This window comes from Martelella limonii (assembly GCF_013344475.1).
In the GTDB taxonomy this organism is placed as follows: Bacteria; Pseudomonadota; Alphaproteobacteria; order Rhizobiales; family Rhizobiaceae; genus Martelella; species Martelella limonii.
Map to the genome: position 1 here is coordinate 98,528 of NZ_JABUOU010000004.1, position 17,383 is coordinate 115,910.

The window sequence follows — 17,383 nt, forward strand, 5'->3', positions numbered from 1 at the left end:
AGATGACACGCTTCAAGGCCGCCGCCGTTCAGATGCATTCGGGCGTCGATCCCGAGAAGAACGCAGAGACGCTTTCGCGTCTGGTGCGAGACGCCGCGCGCCATGGCGCGACCTATATCCAGACGCCGGAGATGACGGGCGCGGTCCAGAAGAACCGCGCGGGCCTGATGGCGGTGCTGAAGCCGGAAGCCGAAGATATCATCGTGCGCACCTCTGCGGCGCTTGCGCGTGAATTCGGCATTCACCTCCACATCGGCTCGACGGCGATTGCCGTCGAAAACGGCATGATCGCCAATCGTGGCCTGCTCTTCGCTCCGAATGGCAGCATTCTCGCCCGCTATGACAAGATCCACATGTTTGACGTCGATCTCGACAATGGCGAAAGCTGGCGCGAAAGCGCGGTCTATCGCCCCGGCGAAAAGGCCGTGCTCGCCCGGCTGCCCTTTGCAGCGATCGGACTTGGCATCTGCTATGACGTGCGCTTTCCCGATCTCTTCAATGCCTACGGGCTTGCCGGCGCCGATGTGCTGACCGCGCCGGCCGCCTTCACCCGCCAGACCGGGCTTACCCACTGGCACGTGCTGCAGCGCGCCCGTGCGATCGAAAACGGCGCCTACATGATTTCCGCAGCCCAGGCCGGCCTGCACGAGGATGGCCGCGAGACCTTCGGACATTCGATGATCGTCGACCCGTGGGGCAGGATCATCGCCGAGGCCGGCGATGAGGGAGAGACGGTTATCATCGCCGAGGTCGACACCGATCAGGTCAAGGCGGCGCGCCAGAAAGTGCCGAACCTCAAGAACATCCGCTCATTCACCTTGAACGAGATCGAAGCGCGGTCTCTTTCGGAAGCCTGACGCCCGTGATCCATTACGCTCTTTCCTGTGACAAGGGCCACGCCTTCGACGGCTGGTTCGCCGGTAGCGCCGATTTCGACAAACAGGTCGAGAGCGGGTTTCTGACCTGCCCGGTCTGCAATTCCGCAAAGGTTGCCAAGGGATTGATGGCGCCACAGGTTTCGACCGCGCGCAGCCAGGAAAGCCGAAAGGCAGCGCTGATCGACAGGGCCCAGCGCGAAGCGATGGACAAGCTGCGCAAGGCCGTCGCCGACATACGCGCCAACGCAGAAGACGTGGGAGACCGGTTCCCCGACGAGGCGCGCAAGATCCACTACGGCGAGGCTGAAGAACGCGGCATCATCGGCGAGGCAAAGCCGGATCAGGTGCGCGACCTTCTCGATGAAGGCATCGAGATCATGCCGCTCCCGATCCTTCCGGATGACAAGAACTGACCGAAACGCGCATGAGACCTATGGTGGAGCCGAGCGGGATCGAACCGCCGACCTCTGCAGTGCGATTGCAGCGCTCTCCCAGCTGAGCTACGGCCCCTGACCTGTTCAAACAGATACGCCAAAGCCTCTTGGCCGGCAAGATCGAAAGCGTGTCACAGCAGGCGTCTCGGCACCTTCCATCGGGCACTGTAGCTATTTCAACAAGTCGAAAAAAGTTACCGATTCACCACACCGGCTTGCGAATTGACAGGGCCGCGCAGAGCACAATTGTCTTTGATCTCCCCTTACGTATAGTTGCAATTGCAGTTGCCGGAACAAACACGGGGAAACGGGCGCGCCCCGGCGGATTGCACTCGGATCAAATCGGTTTCTGGAGAGTAGGCATGAAAATCCAACTAGCGCTTCTTGGTTCCGCCTCGATGCTTGTCGCAGCAGCAAGTGCGCACGCAGCTGATCCCGTGATGGTGATCGAGCCTGTGACTGCCAATTACGTGGAAGTCTGCGACGCCTACGGCGCAGGCTATTTCTTCATTCCCGGCACAGAAACCTGCCTTCAGATCGGCGGCTATGTGCGCTGGGAAGGCAAATATGGCGGGATCCAGACCGGATCGGCGCTCGATGCGGACTGGGACCCCTATGTGAAGGCCCTGCCGCAGTTCACCGCGAAGTCCGACACCGAACTCGGCACCCTCACCGGCTTGATGGCGCCGGAATTCTATTACTATTCCAATGGCGGTGGAGACGAATTCAAGTTCGACCAGGCCTATATCGAAATCGGCGATACCGTGGCCCTGCGCGCCGGTTACATCAAGGGTTTCTGGAACGAAGACCTCTGGGGCGAACTCGACAATATCGACAATGTCAGCCGCTACAACGCCGTCCGCCTCGGCTATTTCCCGTCCGACGGCTTCCAGCTGGCGCTCGAAGTGGACACTCTGACCAAAACCGGCAGCGAGACCCCGAAGATCGGCCTTTCCGGCCGCGTCGCCTGGGCCCCCTCCGATTCGCGCTACATCAAGCTGGATGTTGCATACGATACCGACGCGGAAACCTACGCAATCCGCCCCTGGGCCGGCTTTGCCATCGGGCCGGGCACGTTCGAAATCGCCGGTCTTTATGAAAGCGGCTTCATCTCCTACGCCCCGGACTTCACCTCCGCCAACTGGAATGATTCCCCGATCGCCGGCACCTACATGAAATATGCCGTCGCTGCCGACTATTATTTCAACGTCACCGACAACTTCGTGCTTGCCCCCCAGACCCAGTACAATGTCGCGAGCAACGACAAGGTGTTCTGGGAAGCCGGCGTGACCACCGACTGGGAGGTCGTGAAGAACCTCCATGTGCGCGGCAACTTCAACTATGCCTTCCTCGACGACAGCTGGAACCAGCAGAACTGGTTCGGATGGCTGCGTATGGAACGCGATTTCTAGGGCATTTCGCTGTCAGACGGTAACAGCTGACATGCGAGAGAATGCTTCAGAACAGTGACATGGACCAGTTCTGCGTTTACTTGAAAGGCGGACTGGTCTTTTGGCATCCGCATTATCGGGTTCCTGCCAAACCTGCCGGGTGCCGAAACATCCTGGAAAAGAACGCCCTGTCGGAAAGCCGCTGCAGCAATGCCGCCATCAATGCCGTGGCAGCGACCGCGAACACCAGCCGTCCGACAAGCACGCCGTAGATGTCGGCGCCAAGCGCGACGACAATCAGCGTGTCTTCGATCACGCTATGGGCAAAGCCCATGAAGGCACAGGCGAGGAAAATCTGACGCGGTGCTATCGCTCCCGACTGCGCCTCGCGAATGAGCAGGCCACCGCCATAGGAAATGCCCAGAAACAGGCCGATGGCCGTGAGATGGCCCGCCTCACCCCGGATGCCGGCAAGCCGGAGCACCGGCGAGAGCGCCTTCATCATCAGATCCAGCAGGCCGGTCGCCTTCAGTATGTCGAGCGACCAGGACAACAGAACCAGAATAACCAGCATCCACATCATCGCCTCCCCCAGGCCGACCAGATAATCGGACCAGCGCGCCGTGGCGCTCATCGGCATCCAGGCCGTCTCAGCCGGCGCCGACAACCAGCCCGTGAACTCCAGAAGGTGATGCAGCAGAAATGCGTAGAGCAAACCGCCCAGGATGCGCAGCAGCGTCGTTGCGATCATGCCCGGCCCGGCCTTCTGGATGATCTTCTGCTCGATCGGAAGCCCGTGGGCGAACAGGATCAGCGCAGAAAACACCGTGATGTCGGCGACGCTGAGCGATGCGTGGGGCGCCAGCGTGAAGACGAGGGGAACCGCCCCCCAGATGCCCACCAGCATGCCTGTGAGCCAGGCAAGCCCCAGCGCCGCGGGCAGACCCACCAGATCCATCACCGGCGAGAATGCCGGTGCGATGGCCTTGATGATGCCCATCCGTGACAACAGCTCCGTTGCGATGGCGATCGGGACCGTGATCCGCACCAGCACCCAGTAAATGGCCAGCGTGCCGCGCGTGCTACTCCATATTTTCGAGACGATCTGCATGGGCGTTTCCCTCGTGGTCCGTCTCCAGGCAATAGCGTGAACGCCTTCGCATGTTCGGTCAAAAATTGCGCCGACTTGCAATTTTATTGCAAATTGCGCACCGGTTGCTAGGGTGAGGAATGGACCGGATCGATCGGAAAATTCTGAACCTGATGCAGCACGACGCATCGCGCACGAATGTGCAGCTCGCCGACGCAGTCGGCCTGTCTCCCTCAAGCTGCCTGCGCCGTGTCCAGCGGCTTCGCAAAGCCGGCGTGATCGATCGCATCGTCGCGATCCTGCACCCTGCAAAGGCCGGCCGATCGCTCAAGGCCCTGGTGACGGTGGAGCTGAAACTGCACGGCGAGGCCCACATGCGTCGCTTTCTGGAGAAAGCATGCGCCGAGGAAGCGGTATCCCAGGCCTATGGGGTAACCGGTGAGACCGATGTCGTGTTGATGTTGCGGCTACGCGACATGGAAGAATTCGACGCGCTCTGCGACCGTATCTTCCGCGATGAAAACAATGTCGCCCGCTTCTTCACGATGGTCGTTATCCGCACGGCGAAAGACGAAACGGCAATCCGAATCTAAGCGACCGGAACCGGCCATGAACCTGGACAAGATCTTCCGCCGTGACCGAAAAGGTCAAAGCCTGCACAAAAAGGTCAATCTATGTGACATTTTACAACAATCAGGAAAATTGGTGGAGCTAAGCGGGATCGAACCGCTGACCTCCTGCATGCCATGCAGGCGCTCTCCCAGCTGAGCTATAGCCCCAATCCTCAGACCGCCGGGGCGGTTCGAAGCGACGTTTTCGCGTCGGGTGGCGGCTTGTTACTGTGCTTTTTCGCACGATGCAAGCCCCAAAAAATGAAAGGCTGAAAAAAATCGGCGCGTGCCGCATCGCCGGCCCGAAGGCGCGGAAAATGTCGATCCGCGCGTACCGGAAAATAAAAACGCCGGGTCGAAAGGACCCGGCGCCAGAATGCCCGATGGGAAGCTAAGGGGCGGCATGCGCATCGCGGCGCCCCCCTGTCGCTCAGACAGCCTTAGCTGTCGTCATCATCGTCCGAAACGCCGATGATGCCGGAGACGTCGTCATCGTCGTCATCGTCGGCTTCGAGGAAGGTGTCGTCATCGTCATCATCCAGATCGACGTCATCATCGTCATCATCACTCGGAATGTTGTCCGAGGGGCTGTCGTCGTCGGACGCCTCGATCGAGGAGAGTTCGACATCACCCTCTTCGGCATCGACTTCCTTGACGTCGTTTTCCTCTTCCTCACTCTCGACAACGGCGATCGAGGCGGTGTCCTCGAAATAGGTCAGTGGCCAGGAGCCGCCCGAATAGGGCGAAACCACCGGGTCCTTGTTCAGGTCATAGAATTTCTTGCCCGTGTCAGGGCATGTTCTTTTGGTTCCGAGTTCCGCTTTCGCCACGATCGACCTCTCATGTTGCGGTTGAAGGCTGGCATGACCAGCGCCTGTGCGCTTTTGCTTCAGGCGGTCCCTTATCGTCATGCCGCTCTTCTGTCAAAGCCTAAGTTGATGGTTTTTGCACCCGGCGGGAAGCCCCGCGCAACCCCTTCAAGCCGAGCGTTAACCATTTTTAAGAACCTTTTCTTAAATCCTGCCGCCTACAAGCTTGTTTCATGTGTATTCGCCGTCTCACCACCCTTTTTGCGGTGATCTGCCTAGCCGCGCTCGCCTCTTGCTCGACCACCGTCAGCAATGTCGGCAACAGCTGCGCGATTTTTGCGCAGAAGAACGGGATTTTCGAAAACTGGCGGCGCGATGCCGAAAAGGCCTCCCGCGATTACGGCGTACCGGTGTCGGTGCTGATGGCAACGATCTACGTCGAATCCTCCTTTGATTCCCACGCCCGCCCGCCACGCAAGAAGATCCTCGGCTTCCTGCCCGGCCCCCGCGCGTCCAGTGCGCTCGGCTATTCCCAGGCGCTCGATGGCACGTGGGCGGAATATCAGTCGCGCAGCGGCCAGCGCGGCAGCCGCACGGATTTCGGCGACTCGATCTACTTCATCGCCTGGTACCACTACCAGAGCCATATCCGAAACGGCATCGCTCTGAACGATCCCTACAATCTCTACCTCGCCTACCATTCCGGGCACGCCGGCTATTCCCGCGGCGTGTGGAAGAACAGGTCGGTGGCAAAGAACGGCGCCGCGCGCGCCCAAAAGATGACGCAGATATACGAGGCGCAGCTCAGGCGCTGTTCCTGATCACTCCACCTTCCTGAAACAACCTGGCTGCATGGCCGGGTTGTTGCGGTAGAGCAGCGTCAGATCACCACCCAGCTTGGAATTGGACAGCGGACGCAGCGGCTGCAGCGCGCGATCGATATCACCATCGCTGACGAGGCTGAGATAGGCTTCGAGCCAGGCGATCGTGAAGGGCTCCTGATTGTCGAGACCGGCTGAAACCGACTGCTGGACGCCGGCAATGGCCGCGGCCTTTCCCGGATCATCGATCGCCGCGAGCGCAAAAGCCACAGCCTGCATGATCACAGCCTCTTCCTCCGCACTGTAGCTGTAATCATGATGGCAGATCAGCGCTGCCGACGCCGTCAGCGGCGCCAGCGCATGCAACTGGTAATGCAGCGCAAACTTCCCGCGCCGCATCTCGTAGGGCATGCTGCCATCTTCCGCGACAGTGGCGAGAACCGCGCGGTGGCTGGAAAAGGCCCAGTTGATGTAATCCTGGTTCTTGGCGATGAGCGCGATTTCGGTGACCGCATAAGCGGCCCAGAGCCGGAGATTGCCAAGACGCGCCTTCGGCGGCGCATCATTGTCCCAATAGGCAATGAGAAAGTCGCCGTTCTTTTTCAGCCAGGCCTCGATGACCGCCTTTTCGTCTGCAAGACCGTCTTCCATGTCACGCACCTGACGGTAGGCGCTGGCAATCCCGCCGACGCGGGCGCTGTAGGTCATCTTGGCGTTTTCGGTTTCAAGACTGCCGAAGGCATCCGCCGCCGCCCAGGCATGAATGCCGTTGATGACGCAGACGGCATTGGCGGCCGCGACGCCCGGATTGGCAACCGCATCATTGGCAAGCGCGGTTACCTGACGGATAAAGTCGTCGGCGTCCTTCAGCGCAGCATCGACATCGGCATCGCTTTGCTCATCCAGACTGGAGCGATCGGCGCTTGCCGTGTCATAGCGGCTGCCATAATCGAGCGTCACCGTTGGCGGCGGAAAATCGGGGCAGGTCTTTTCGCCTTCTGCCGCAGCAACGGGACTGCCGGAAAACAAAAGAAACCCGGCACCGGCAAGAAGCCCCAGAGCGCTGCTTGAACGCGGCAGCGACACCGCGCTCCGGTTCGCGGCGGCAAGCCCCTCAACGGCGGAAAGGGCTTGATCCTTTGCCGCAAAGGCGTGGTGATCCTGCCCCACCGCGGAACGCTCTTTTGGCTCAGTCAAATCGCCTCTCTTTCCGTGTGTCGTCATCAATTGGTCTTTAGCCCAGAGAGAAGACGTCCGGCCGCTTCATTGCCGGCATCAGCCGCGGACTTCAGCCACATGCTCGCCTTTTCCGCCGATTGCTCGACGCCGGCGCCGAATGCATAAGCCTGGGCAAGCTGAAGCATGGCTTCGCTGTCGCCCGCTTCCGCCGCCTTCTGAAGCCACGAAGCGGCCTCGTCTGCATCAGCCTCCAAGCCTTTCCCTCCCCGCAATATAGTGGAGAGTTCCCGCATGGCCACCGGATCGCCGGCTTCGGCAGCCTTGCGATAGGCAGATGCCATGTCGAATGCTGAGAAAACCTTGTCTTTCACCGCTGCCGGCGCATGTTTCACCCGGTTGGCAAGGCCTGAAAGCTCTGCCGGCGAAGCCTTCTCTAGCTCCTCGATCAGCAAGGTGGCATGCTCGTCTTCCTGGTAGAAACGGCTGTCGGGATCGGAATACCAGTCAAGCAGCCGCCGGGCGGCCGGATCATAGCCCTGGTCGCGCGCCGCCGCATAAAGCCTGAAGGCCTCCTTCCGATCGGCGATGGAGCCGAGCGTCGTGTAGATGTCGGCCAGCTTGACCTGCTGCCATCCCTCTTCCGGCGAAAGCGCAAGCGCCACATCGAGCGCCTCGTCGGCTTCTTCGGGCTGGCCCGCATTCAGCGCGTATTGCGCCTTGCGGGCAAGCGCGTTGAGATCGCAGGGCATCACCATTTCGGCGCGCGCGTAGAAAAGCGCACGGTCCTTGTCATCATCGGCGCGGCTTGCGGCAAACAGCAGCGCATCGAAATCCCCGCTGCCCGCAATCTCGGCAAGCAGCGCGGCCGGCGGATCGTAGCGGCCCTTGCCTGCTGCCCGATAGGCTTCGTCCAGGCGCCAGAGCGTTTCGCCCTCGATGGGCCCGGCTGCCGCTTCGACAAGCGCGGTCGCCTCATCGAGCGCCGCCGGACGGTCTGCCGCCTCGCCGATCAATATGTCGGCAAGAGCCGCAGTGGCGGCCGGATCGCCCGTCTTCGCAAGCACCTGCAGGTCGGTCACCACAAGCCTGCGCTGATCGTCCGTCGTCGCGGCCTGATAGGCGCTTGAAAGGACCTTGGCCGCGCCGCCAGGCTTGTCCCGCATGGCGGTCGTCCAGTGCTCCAGCACATCTTCAAACCGGTCGGGATGGAGACGGGCAAGGAGCGCCGCCACATCGCCCGCCGCCTGGGTGCTGCCGGAAAGGGCCGCCGTCTGCAATCCCGCCAGGGCATCCGCGTTGTCGGAAAGCGCCTCGGCCGTGACGCCTTCCGGCAATTGCGGGCCGGCCTCGCGTTCAAGCTGCTTCCACTTCTCCCACTTGCCCGGCTCCGGGCCTGCGGGATTTGCACAGAGGAGCGCATTCTTGAGCGCATCGACGGCAGCGATGCGGCCCTCATCGGCAATCAGCGCCTGAAGCATCTCGACCGCCTTTTTGCGATCGCCTTCGTCGCCGTCGCGCAGATAGAGCCGTGCGAGTTCCAGCTTGCCATCGCCATCGCCGCGCGCGGCAGCCGCCTCGAACAATTGCCGGCTTTCCGCCTGCCCCTGCCAGGGGCCCTCTTCGTCGAGCGTCCATTCGCCAAGGCGGGAGAACGCCCAGCCCGGCGCCTCGGGAAAACGCGTCAGCGCCACCAGCCGGTCATGATATTTCTGCCGGTCCTCGGGCGTCTCCAGACCGCGGCGCGCCAACAGGCGGGTCGCACCGGCAAAGCCCTCACGTTCCCCGTCTGCAGCAAGTTCATCATAGATCGCCATGGCCCGGCCGAGATCGACGGGGACCAGGATGCCGTCTTCGTAAAGCCGCGCCATCTGCAGCTTTGCTGGCACGATGCCCGCATCATAGGCCTCCTGCAGATAGTGGAGCAGCTTGGTGTTGTCCTTGTCGATGCCTTCGCCGGAAAGATGGTAGCGCGCCGTATTCCAGGCGGCCTGCCCATCGCCGAGATCGGCGGCAAAACGGTACCATGCTTCAGCCAGGACGTGATCCTGCGCGATCACATCGCCCTTCTCGAATGCGCGCGCGATGCGGCGTATGCGCCCGCAGACCGCATTGTCGAGATTGCCGAGCAAGGAAGAGTAGCCAAGGGTGAAGGCAAGTTCGGGCTCCATGTCCCAGCCCGGCACATCCTCGCCCTTTCCGGTCTTCTCGGCGAGATAGAGCACGGCATCCGGATCACCATTATAGGCGGCCTGAAGCTTGCGCTGCATGCCCCGCTCGATATCCTGGGGCACGGCCTTTCCCTGCAGATAGAGGTCGGCGAGAAAGTTCACCGTGGCGGGGCTCGCCGAAGGCCCGATGGTCTCGAGTTCGCCGACAAAGCCGGTGTTCTTCAGATCATCGAAACGTTCAGCCGCCTCGTAAAGCGCCACGACATCGAGAAGATAGGCCGCCCGGTCATAATAGGGGTCCTCCTGCCGGCGCAGGTCATAGGCGGACTTGATCGTATCGAAATATTTGTTGGCATCGATATTGCGAAGCCGCATCAGCTCCCGATCGAGATCACGCGATTCCACGCCGCCCGGCAGTTCCCGGCCATCCCAGTTCGACCACTGCAAGACCAGAGCATCATCGGACTTGCGGTCGGCACAGACCTTTGCAGCAGCAATGTCGGGCGGCCGGAAATCGATGACGGGCAGGTCAGCCGCCGCCGCAAACTCCGCCGAAAGGCAGAACACGGCAACCACCGCCGTTCTGGCGAGAAGGCGTATCTTCATGCTCGAAACCCGCGTCATTCTTTCTCTTCCGTCCCACATGCCTCGGCGCCGCAATCGCCATTGATGCGCGCCGAAAGCGTCGCCCATGGGTCGGGACCATAGCTTGCCAGCCTGCTTGCCGGCGGCACTTCCCAGACCAGGAACAGTGGCGGGTTTGACTGGAAATCGCCAGAGCCGAGGTAATTGGCAAGCGCGGTGAAGGGATTGCCGTCGGTGCCCGAGCGGTTGTCGACATTCATCAGCGACGATTGCTTCAGGAACCCGTCAAAATGGCTCTGGCCCTCTGCGGAAAAGCGCGAGCCGACCAGCACCACCGGCGCGGGGGCTTCGGCCCCGAATATGTTGAACGGGCGGTCGGCTGCAAATGCTTCCTCGCCCTCCGTCTCATACCGGGTTTCGCTGACCGGCGGCAGCGTCTCGCTGCAATGCGGCTGGATCGCCTCGCGCAGATCCGACCGGCGCGTGTAATCTTCGCCCGCCGTGGTCGTAAAGGTCATCAGATTGGCCTTGCGCGCCTCGGGCATGGCGACAATCTGGGCGGCGATCGTTTCCGCCGCGCGCTTCGCCCCCTCCGTTGTCCACAGCGGATCGACCTGCTGAAACGAAGGCTTCTCACCCGCATCGGCCCGCAACGGGGTCAAGAGATCGATCGCGACGACACCGGCAGACTTCAGACGCTCGATCGCTTCCTGATAGATCTCGGCATTGATCTTCTCATCATAGCCATAGATCCATGCCGATTGTGGCACCTTGTCCGAAAGCGCCTGGCTGCGGCTGGGAACCGGGGCATAGACGAGCACGGTTCCATGGCTCTTGAGCTCTGCCGACAGTGCCGCAATATTCTTCACAAGCGCCGGATCGGCAACCGATTGCATCGCGATATCGTCCGATACCGTGAAGAAAAACCCGTCACTGCCCTCGATCACCTGCAGATCGCCTTCACCGGCGAGACCGACGCATCCGTAGGACGACTGCAGTTCGGCAGCGGTGGCGGTGCCAGCAACAAGGCCTGCTGCAAGGGCCATCGAAACGATTGCCTTAACCATCCTCATCTTCCCCCTCCGGAAAGCGCCGCAAAAGGTTTTCGGCCGCGGTGCGGGTGCCGAGTTCCGGACTTCTTGCCGCCATCAGCAGATAGTTTCGCAGCGCCGCGACATCCTCCGGTCCGAGTGGCGGGCGCGATGCGATGATCATGGCCATATCGAGCGCATCTTCGCCATCAATGTCCATCGTGCTGTGCGCGCGGAGCAAAATGCGTGCCTTTTCGGGCTCCGCGCCGAAAGGATAACCCTGCATGTAAAGCCGCGCCAGCGCGACGACCGCCGCCGGATTGCCAGCCGCAGCCTGGCGTTCAAGGGTGGTCTCGATATGGGCAAGCCTTACCGGCACGAGAACGCTATTCGGGTCGGAAAGAATGGCAACAAGCGGCGCGACGGCATAGTCGCGCCCCTTGTCGATCGCGATCGCGAAATATTGCGCGGCCTGGCCGTGAAGGTCCGTTCGGTTCAGCGCCATCAGCCGCTGGGCGAAGGCATAGGCCGCAAGACCGTCGCCGACATCTGCCAGCATCTTCAGCTCTTCGATCGAAACAGGCTTGTCTGCCACCATCCGCGCACGGATATCCTTCAATCTGGGTGCGTTGTCGTATTTCGATGCCACCCGCTCGATCATCGCGTCGACCGGCCGCAATGGAAAGGCCGCGGCAGGCCCCGTAAACATGACCAGCGCTGCGATCACGAAGACCGGCCGCAACGACGCCATCTCACGCGCCCCTTTCCCGGTCGCAGCCGGTAAAATCGGCGAGCCGGAACTGTCCGCGATTTCCCTTGAAAAGCGAGGGTGCAGCCGCCCCGACGGCGGAGATGGAGAAAGCCCCGGCGTCGCCCTCGGCCTGATTGCGTTTGAAGGTCAGGTAGCGCGGGGTCTCGTACTGCAGCGCGCCGGCAAACATCACCGGCAGCTGGTTGGAAAGATCATTGCCGGAGAGCACCATCCGGGCGAAGCGCTCGGCAGAGATGCCCGACACATTGGCAAAGAACAGATTGCCGGCGATCCGGGTCTCGTCGTCAGGCGAGATCGCATCGGTCAGCGATATACCGGCACCCTGATTGCGCAGCAGAAGGTTGCTTTCGATGCGGGTGCCAAGGCTTTGTGCAACGGCAATGCCATCGCCGCGATTACGGAGCGCCGCATTGCCGAGAATGTCGATGCAGGCAGCCCCGGTCACCGTCATGCCCTCGGATCCGTTCCCGATCACCACATTTTCGGCGATCAGGGCGTGACCGACGCCATCGCGGGCGAAAATACCCCGACCGGCATTCGACGCCATCACATTTCCGGCGACCACCGTGTTCCTGGTGCCGATCATCAGCAGCCCATGCTGTCCGCTTGCCGCAATGACATTGTCCCGGATCATGCCGCCATCGACCCGCTCAAGCCGCAGACCGATACCGCGGGCAGCGTTCAGACGATTGTTTTCAAATCGGAAGTCGGCAATGCCCGTGGCTTCGACCGAACGGATGTCGTTCAACACCGTATCCGTCACCGCCCCGCTGCTGCGCCGGCCCGCAAAACGGCTCGTGGCGAAGGAGAGGCCGCTCAGCAATGGCTGGCCATCAAAGCCGAGACCGGAAAGCACGCTGTCCGAGATATCCGCCCGCCCTCCACGCACGGTGAGGATGAAGGGATGAAAATCCTGAACGCGGGCGGCCGTGGCCGAACCTTCGACGACGCTCCCCGCAATCGAGAGATAGCCCTCGTTGACGATGAAGGCGCCGCGCTCGGTCGCCAATTCCAGCCGGTCGCCCTCGGCAAGGTCGAGCGACGCACCTTCGGCAATGAAGAGCGGGATCTTCAGGCGGTACCCGTCTTCGCTCGCCTCGAGCTGCCCGGCCGCCGCTTCGAGAAGCGAGGCAAGCGTGAAGGCGCCTTTTTTCAGAACAAGCGCCTGGCCTGAGGAGGGCGAAGCGGCTTCGATCAATTCGCGATGTCCGGGATTGCCGGTCTCAAGCGCAACGGCTTGCAACAGAGGCCCGAGAAGAGCCGTCTCGACCACCAGGTCGGAAGACGCAGCCGCCGGGCGGGCAGCAAAAGCCTCGGCCCCGGCAGGCTCATCGATATCCACGGCCTCGATGCCTGCTGCATCGAGCAATTGGCGGGCGACGGAAAGCGTTTCAAGGACGCCGCCCTCGTCACGCTCCACCGTCTGGCTCAGCGTGTCTGCATCCCGGTTGAGGAGCGCGAGGCGGGCATGGTCGATGGCACTGGCGGGAGCAGCAAGGGCGAGCAGGAGCGCACATGCGACGCCGCAAAAGGCCCGCAGGCGCCCGCCCGCGCTCACTTGACCTCTCCGGCGACGGAGAGGTGCTGCATTGCCTCGGGCGCTTCCGCGACCGCGTGCTGCAGCTCGACCAGCGTTGCCGTCACGCCGCCTTCATTGCGGATCAGGCAGCCCGCTCCCGGTCGGAGCGTAATCGTGTCGCCAGGTCCTATGCATCCTTTTCCTTGAGGGGACTGAACAGAGCCCGCGCAGACCGTGAGAACCCGGCCTCGATCTTCCAGCGCATCAAGCGCAAGCTCGGCACCCGGGATGATGTCATGCTCGATCAGCCGGTATCCCGTTCCGGTCTTCAGCGCAGTTCCGCCATGGGCCCGGTGCTTTCGGCCCTCGACCGGCCGCTCGGCGCGTTCCTTGAGCGCCTTCAGCACCAGCGGTACATCCTGGGTGCGATCAAGGGAGGCAACCAGCATCGCATCTTCGGTATCGATGATCGCGAGATTGTCGATACCCACGGTCGCGATCAGCTTGCCGTCATCGGCACGGATGTAGGAATTGACGGTATCGACCGCCAGCACGTCGCCGCTTGCGACATTGCCGGCGTCGTCCTTGATGCCGATCTCGTAGAGCGACCGCCAGCTTCCGACATCATTCCACCGGATGGCGGCCGGCGCCAGCAGCACCCGTTCGCTGTGCTCGAACACCACGCTTTCGGTGGCGCGCGCATTGGCGTGCCTGAAATGACGGTCGGACAACACGATCCTGTCGGCCTCGCGCGCGGCGTGCGCGACAGCGGCCTTTACCGTTGCAGCGCCTTCCGGATCGAGCCGCTCATATTCGCCGATCAGCACGTCGGTGCGAAACAGGCTGACACCCGACGCCCAATAGGCGTTGCCTCCGGCAATCAGCGCTTCCGCAATTTCCCTGACCGGTTTCTCTATGAAATGGGAGACATTGCGCGCGCCGTCAAAATCCGCATTGGCCCCGCCATCCACAATGTAGCCGTACCCGGTTTCGGCATAGGCCGGGCAGATGCCGAACAGCACGATCCGCCCGGCATCGGCAGCCGCGCGCATCGACAGAAGGACGGCACCGAAATCCCCCTCTATCAGATGATCGGAAGGCAGCACCGCCATCAGTGCGCCGGGCTCGCGCGCCTCGATCGCGTAGGCTGCGGCGAGGACGGCAGGCCCGGTGTGGCGTGCGGTTTCCTCGATCATCAGCGTGCCGGTCCTGCCGATTGCATGGAGCTGCGACCGCACCAGATTCCGATAGCGACTGTTCACGCTAACATAAGGCGCGTGAAAGCCTGCACCGCTGTGACGTTCGACGGTGGCCTGGAAGAAGCTCGGCGACCCGCGTCCGGCAATGCGGTGGAACTGCTTCGGCGTCTCCACGCGGGACAGCGGCCAGAGCCGCATGCCGATACCACCGCACATGATCAGCGGGTAGACGGATTTCATCGCATCGTCTCCGCATTGGCATGTCCGATCAGCGGCCAGCTCTGCGCCCTTTCGCTCACATCGTTGCCGGGGCGCAGGCGCGAAAGCCTCTCTTTCAGTCGGTCGAGGAACTTCCCATAGGGCTTGCTGGTAACCGTCAGCGCCACTGTCTTGCCGATGTCGGAGGCCGTGAGCTGCTCGCCCTGTGCCGTGAAGGTCACGGCGGCCATGGTTCCGGATCCGCCGTCTTCCGCCTTCACATCCGTGACCGTGAGCGGCAGATCGCTGCCGTCGGGAAGCGATGCCTTGGCCTCGGCGCCGAACAGCAGAAGCTTGGCAAGCTCGTCCGGCATCACGGCCTTGATGGTCGGGCCGGAATCCGTGGTTCGGACATAGGCGATCGGCGTTCCGGGCAGCACGGTTGCGCCAACCGTGCCGCTTTCCGTCAGCACGATCTTGCAATCGCAGGGATTGGAGAAATTCAGCATGCCGCCACGCGCCGATTGCAGCGAGAACACGACGCCGCCTTCGCCGGCATTCTGATCGACATAGGCGATCTGGCCCGCTTCAGGCGCCGTCAGCGGCAGACCTGCCGGCGTGACGGTGGCAAGGCCCGGAACCCGGTGGACGAAGATGTGGTAGTGAATGGTGTAAAGCGTGAGGCCGATCAGGCCGAGGGTCAGGAGGGTTACCATCAGCGCGCCGGCAAACCGGCGCATCCTTTCGCGGAAACTCTTGCGCGAAGGCGGCGCAGCGACCGACTTCTGCCGCACTTCCGGCGGTACCCTGAGCAACTCGTTGATCTGCACCAGATCACCCGCAAGATAGGCATTCATGATGTAGCGCAGATGCGCCAGATGCGGCCCGGTCGGATTGAGGAAGGTCAGCTTGCAGGTACCGCTGCTGCGGGCTTCCACCTGCACTTCGACCTCGATCGGCAGCACCACGGAATAGCCCTCGAACTGAAAGCTGAACCGCGCGATGACGCGCCTTCCGGAAATATCGGCACCCGTCCATCCTCCGACATAGGCGGCCACCAGCGAGATCCCCACGCCTTCCAGTTCCTGCCCGTCAAGAAAAACCGAGAACGGCATCCAGATCGAAGGATGATCGCTGTCGTGACCATTGTCGGGCAATGGCGGCTTCTGATCGTCGCCTCCGCTTTCGGATGTCAAACGGTTTTGCATAAGCATGCGAGACTCCTATGCGCCCGATATATCGACAAACCAGATCATGCCGAGTATCAGCCATGCTATCGCGAGCGCGTGCAGATATAAAGAAAATCCATCAGACCCGAAAAACCCCTTCTGCTCCGGTGCCTTTCCGGTCGCCGTGCTTTGGCGGGTCCATTTCTGGCGGTCGAGACGGAACAGAACGTAGGTCTTCACCAGCGATCCACCGATCTGCCCGAAATAGAGCAGGAAGGGATAGGTTGCCGGAAACCCGCCGCCGCGGAAGGTCGAGATCATCGTGCACATCACGTAGCGCGAGGCCATGACCCAGGCGATATAGGCGAGGAAGACGTAAGGGTTGAAGATGTAGGTTGCGAGAAGCATGCCGCACGGGCCTGCAAGCGTCGTCCACATCGACATGCGCTGGTCGAGGATCGACCACCATGTGAAGTAGCCGATCCGGCTCGCAGGCAGCGCCAGCGCGCGGTTGCTGGTTCTCAGCGTATTGCCGAACCAGCGGCGCATCAGAACGATGGCGGAATCATAGAAGCTGTCGCGCGGCTGGGTTTCCACCGAAACGGTTTTGACATCGGGCAGATAGCCCATCTTGTAGCCGTGCTTCAAAAGCCAGAACCAGCTCGACTTGTCGTCGCCGGTCAGGAAGTTTACCCGCCCGAAGCGCCAATGGTCGATGAAATCGTGCTGCACGCCCGAAATGAAGCCGGGATGGCTGGCGAGATCGCCGCGGAAAACCGACATCCGCCCCGTCAGCGTCAGCACCCGCTCGCTGAGCCCCATCGAACTCATCATCAGCTGGCGCTGGGCGAAGCGCAGGTTGAACCAGTCCCGGAAGAGCCTGCCGCCCGACGCCTCGGAGATCTCGTCGGATGTCAGGGCACCCATGTTGTCGTCGGTGAAGAAGGGCGCGGATTTCGCGACCAGCGTCGGCGGCACGCGGGTATCGCCATCGACCAGAAAGATCATGTCACGTCTGGTCGGATTGAGACGCGTAATGGTGCGCAGCGAGGTTGCCAGCGCGTCGCGCTTGCCGGTACCGGCAATGCGGTCGAACATCAGCGACACCGTGCCCGACCGGCTTGCCTCGGAAGAAGCGAAGACCGACTTGATCAGCCGCACGTCGCTGGCATCGACGACCGATGAGACGATGGTGGCCCCGCCTTCCGACAGGCGCGCGGCCTCGAAGATGGAGCGGTAGACCGGCGCGGTGATCGCCGGCTCGATCTTGTAGGTGGTCACCAGAAAGAAGGCGTGGGCGCGGTAGGGCAGCTTCTCATAAAGTGCCTCCGCCTTCCGCCGCCTCCGCGGAAATGCGACCATCAGATAGTATTTGGCGCGGATGAAATTCAGTATCCCCCACGAATACCGCCAGATCCCGAGTGCGCCGATCGTCAGCGCCAATTCGCCGGACTTGCCGACGACGTTGGGTGCCGCGAACAGCGCGAGATTGATGACGGTCAGGATGTAGAGGATATGAAACAGCATCA

General features: G+C 61.8%; 15 protein-coding genes and 2 tRNA genes. 5 read left to right on the top strand and 12 right to left on the bottom strand.

The window, feature by feature from the left end; genetic code table 11:
* Nucleotides 1-2 precede the first annotated feature (2 nt).
* Complete coding sequence (locus tag HPQ62_RS10375; RefSeq protein ID WP_174802481.1) at nucleotides 3-857, top strand: carbon-nitrogen hydrolase family protein; 855 nt, start codon at nucleotides 3-5, stop codon at nucleotides 855-857.
* Between the two features lie 5 nt (nucleotides 858-862).
* Nucleotides 863-1,291, top strand: a complete 429-nt coding sequence (locus HPQ62_RS10380; protein WP_174802482.1) for a DUF1178 family protein — start codon at nucleotides 863-865, stop codon at nucleotides 1,289-1,291.
* A 21-nt stretch (nucleotides 1,292-1,312) separates the two neighbouring features.
* Here HPQ62_RS10380 and HPQ62_RS10385 read toward each other — a convergent pair.
* Nucleotides 1,313-1,388: transfer RNA gene (locus HPQ62_RS10385), tRNA-Ala, on the bottom strand.
* 286 nt (nucleotides 1,389-1,674) lie between these two features.
* Here HPQ62_RS10385 and HPQ62_RS10390 point away from each other — a divergent pair.
* Nucleotides 1,675-2,724 carry a porin gene (locus HPQ62_RS10390; protein ID WP_174802483.1) on the top strand — a complete coding sequence of 350 codons (1,050 nt, stop codon included), beginning with the start codon at nucleotides 1,675-1,677 and terminating at the stop codon, nucleotides 2,722-2,724.
* Nucleotides 2,725-2,836: 112 nt separating this feature from the next.
* Here the strand turns inward: HPQ62_RS10390 and HPQ62_RS10395 are convergent, their stop codons facing one another.
* Nucleotides 2,837-3,814: a nucleoside recognition domain-containing protein gene (locus HPQ62_RS10395; protein WP_174802484.1), complete on the bottom strand. Its 978-nt coding sequence runs from the start codon at nucleotides 3,812-3,814 to the stop codon at nucleotides 2,837-2,839.
* Nucleotides 3,815-3,933: 119 nt separating this feature from the next.
* Between HPQ62_RS10395 and HPQ62_RS10400 the strand changes: the two genes are divergently transcribed.
* Nucleotides 3,934-4,386 carry an Lrp/AsnC family transcriptional regulator gene (locus HPQ62_RS10400; RefSeq protein ID WP_174802485.1) on the top strand — a complete coding sequence of 151 codons (453 nt, stop codon included), beginning with the start codon at nucleotides 3,934-3,936 and terminating at the stop codon, nucleotides 4,384-4,386.
* Nucleotides 4,387-4,496: 110 nt separating this feature from the next.
* Here the strand turns inward: HPQ62_RS10400 and HPQ62_RS10405 are convergent.
* Both HPQ62_RS10405 and HPQ62_RS10410 read right to left on the bottom strand, forming a co-directional pair.
* Nucleotides 4,497-4,572, bottom strand: a tRNA-Ala gene (locus HPQ62_RS10405).
* A gap of 272 nt (nucleotides 4,573-4,844) precedes the next feature.
* Complete coding sequence (locus HPQ62_RS10410; RefSeq protein WP_174802486.1) at nucleotides 4,845-5,234, bottom strand: TIGR02300 family protein; 390 nt, start codon at nucleotides 5,232-5,234, stop codon at nucleotides 4,845-4,847.
* A 212-nt stretch (nucleotides 5,235-5,446) separates the two neighbouring features.
* Between HPQ62_RS10410 and HPQ62_RS10415 the strand changes: the two genes are divergently transcribed.
* Nucleotides 5,447-6,034: a transglycosylase SLT domain-containing protein gene (locus HPQ62_RS10415; protein WP_174802487.1), complete on the top strand. Its 588-nt coding sequence runs from the start codon at nucleotides 5,447-5,449 to the stop codon at nucleotides 6,032-6,034.
* Here the strand turns inward: HPQ62_RS10415 and HPQ62_RS10420 are convergent, their stop codons facing one another.
* The 8 genes from HPQ62_RS10420 to HPQ62_RS10455 are packed head-to-tail and all read right to left on the bottom strand — an operon-like array spanning nucleotide 6,035 to nucleotide 17,381.
* Entirely contained in the window at nucleotides 6,035-7,231 is a 1,197-nt protein-coding gene (locus tag HPQ62_RS10420) for an alginate lyase family protein (RefSeq protein ID WP_174802488.1), read from the bottom strand.
* Nucleotides 7,232-7,257: 26 nt separating this feature from the next.
* On the bottom strand, nucleotides 7,258-9,987 hold the full coding sequence (locus tag HPQ62_RS10425) for a tetratricopeptide repeat protein (RefSeq protein ID WP_174802489.1): 2,730 nt from the start codon (nucleotides 9,985-9,987) through the stop codon (nucleotides 7,258-7,260).
* A 14-nt stretch (nucleotides 9,988-10,001) separates the two neighbouring features.
* Nucleotides 10,002-11,039, bottom strand: coding sequence for an alginate O-acetyltransferase AlgX-related protein (locus tag HPQ62_RS10430; protein WP_174802490.1), 1,038 nt, complete (start codon nucleotides 11,037-11,039; stop codon nucleotides 10,002-10,004).
* A complete protein-coding gene (locus HPQ62_RS10435; protein ID WP_174802491.1) occupies nucleotides 11,026-11,748 on the bottom strand; it encodes a hypothetical protein in 723 nt (240 codons plus the stop codon). The genes HPQ62_RS10430 and HPQ62_RS10435 overlap by 14 nt, the downstream gene beginning before the upstream one ends.
* 1 nt (nucleotide 11,749) lies before the next feature.
* The gene (locus tag HPQ62_RS21230; protein ID WP_174802492.1) at nucleotides 11,750-13,327 is read right to left on the bottom strand and encodes a right-handed parallel beta-helix repeat-containing protein; all 1,578 of its coding nucleotides are present in this window, start codon (nucleotides 13,325-13,327) and stop codon (nucleotides 11,750-11,752) included.
* The gene (locus tag HPQ62_RS10445) at nucleotides 13,324-14,727 is read right to left on the bottom strand and encodes a mannose-1-phosphate guanylyltransferase (protein ID WP_174802493.1); all 1,404 of its coding nucleotides are present in this window, start codon (nucleotides 14,725-14,727) and stop codon (nucleotides 13,324-13,326) included. The genes HPQ62_RS21230 and HPQ62_RS10445 overlap by 4 nt, the downstream gene beginning before the upstream one ends.
* The gene (locus HPQ62_RS10450) at nucleotides 14,724-15,899 is read right to left on the bottom strand and encodes an aldehyde dehydrogenase family protein (protein ID WP_174802494.1); all 1,176 of its coding nucleotides are present in this window, start codon (nucleotides 15,897-15,899) and stop codon (nucleotides 14,724-14,726) included. The genes HPQ62_RS10445 and HPQ62_RS10450 overlap by 4 nt, the downstream gene beginning before the upstream one ends.
* Nucleotides 15,900-15,908: 9 nt before the next feature.
* Nucleotides 15,909-17,381 (bottom strand): glycosyltransferase, encoded by a 1,473-nt coding sequence (locus tag HPQ62_RS10455; RefSeq protein ID WP_174802495.1) that lies wholly within the window; start codon nucleotides 17,379-17,381, stop codon nucleotides 15,909-15,911.
* Between the last annotated feature and the right edge of the window lie 2 nt (nucleotides 17,382-17,383).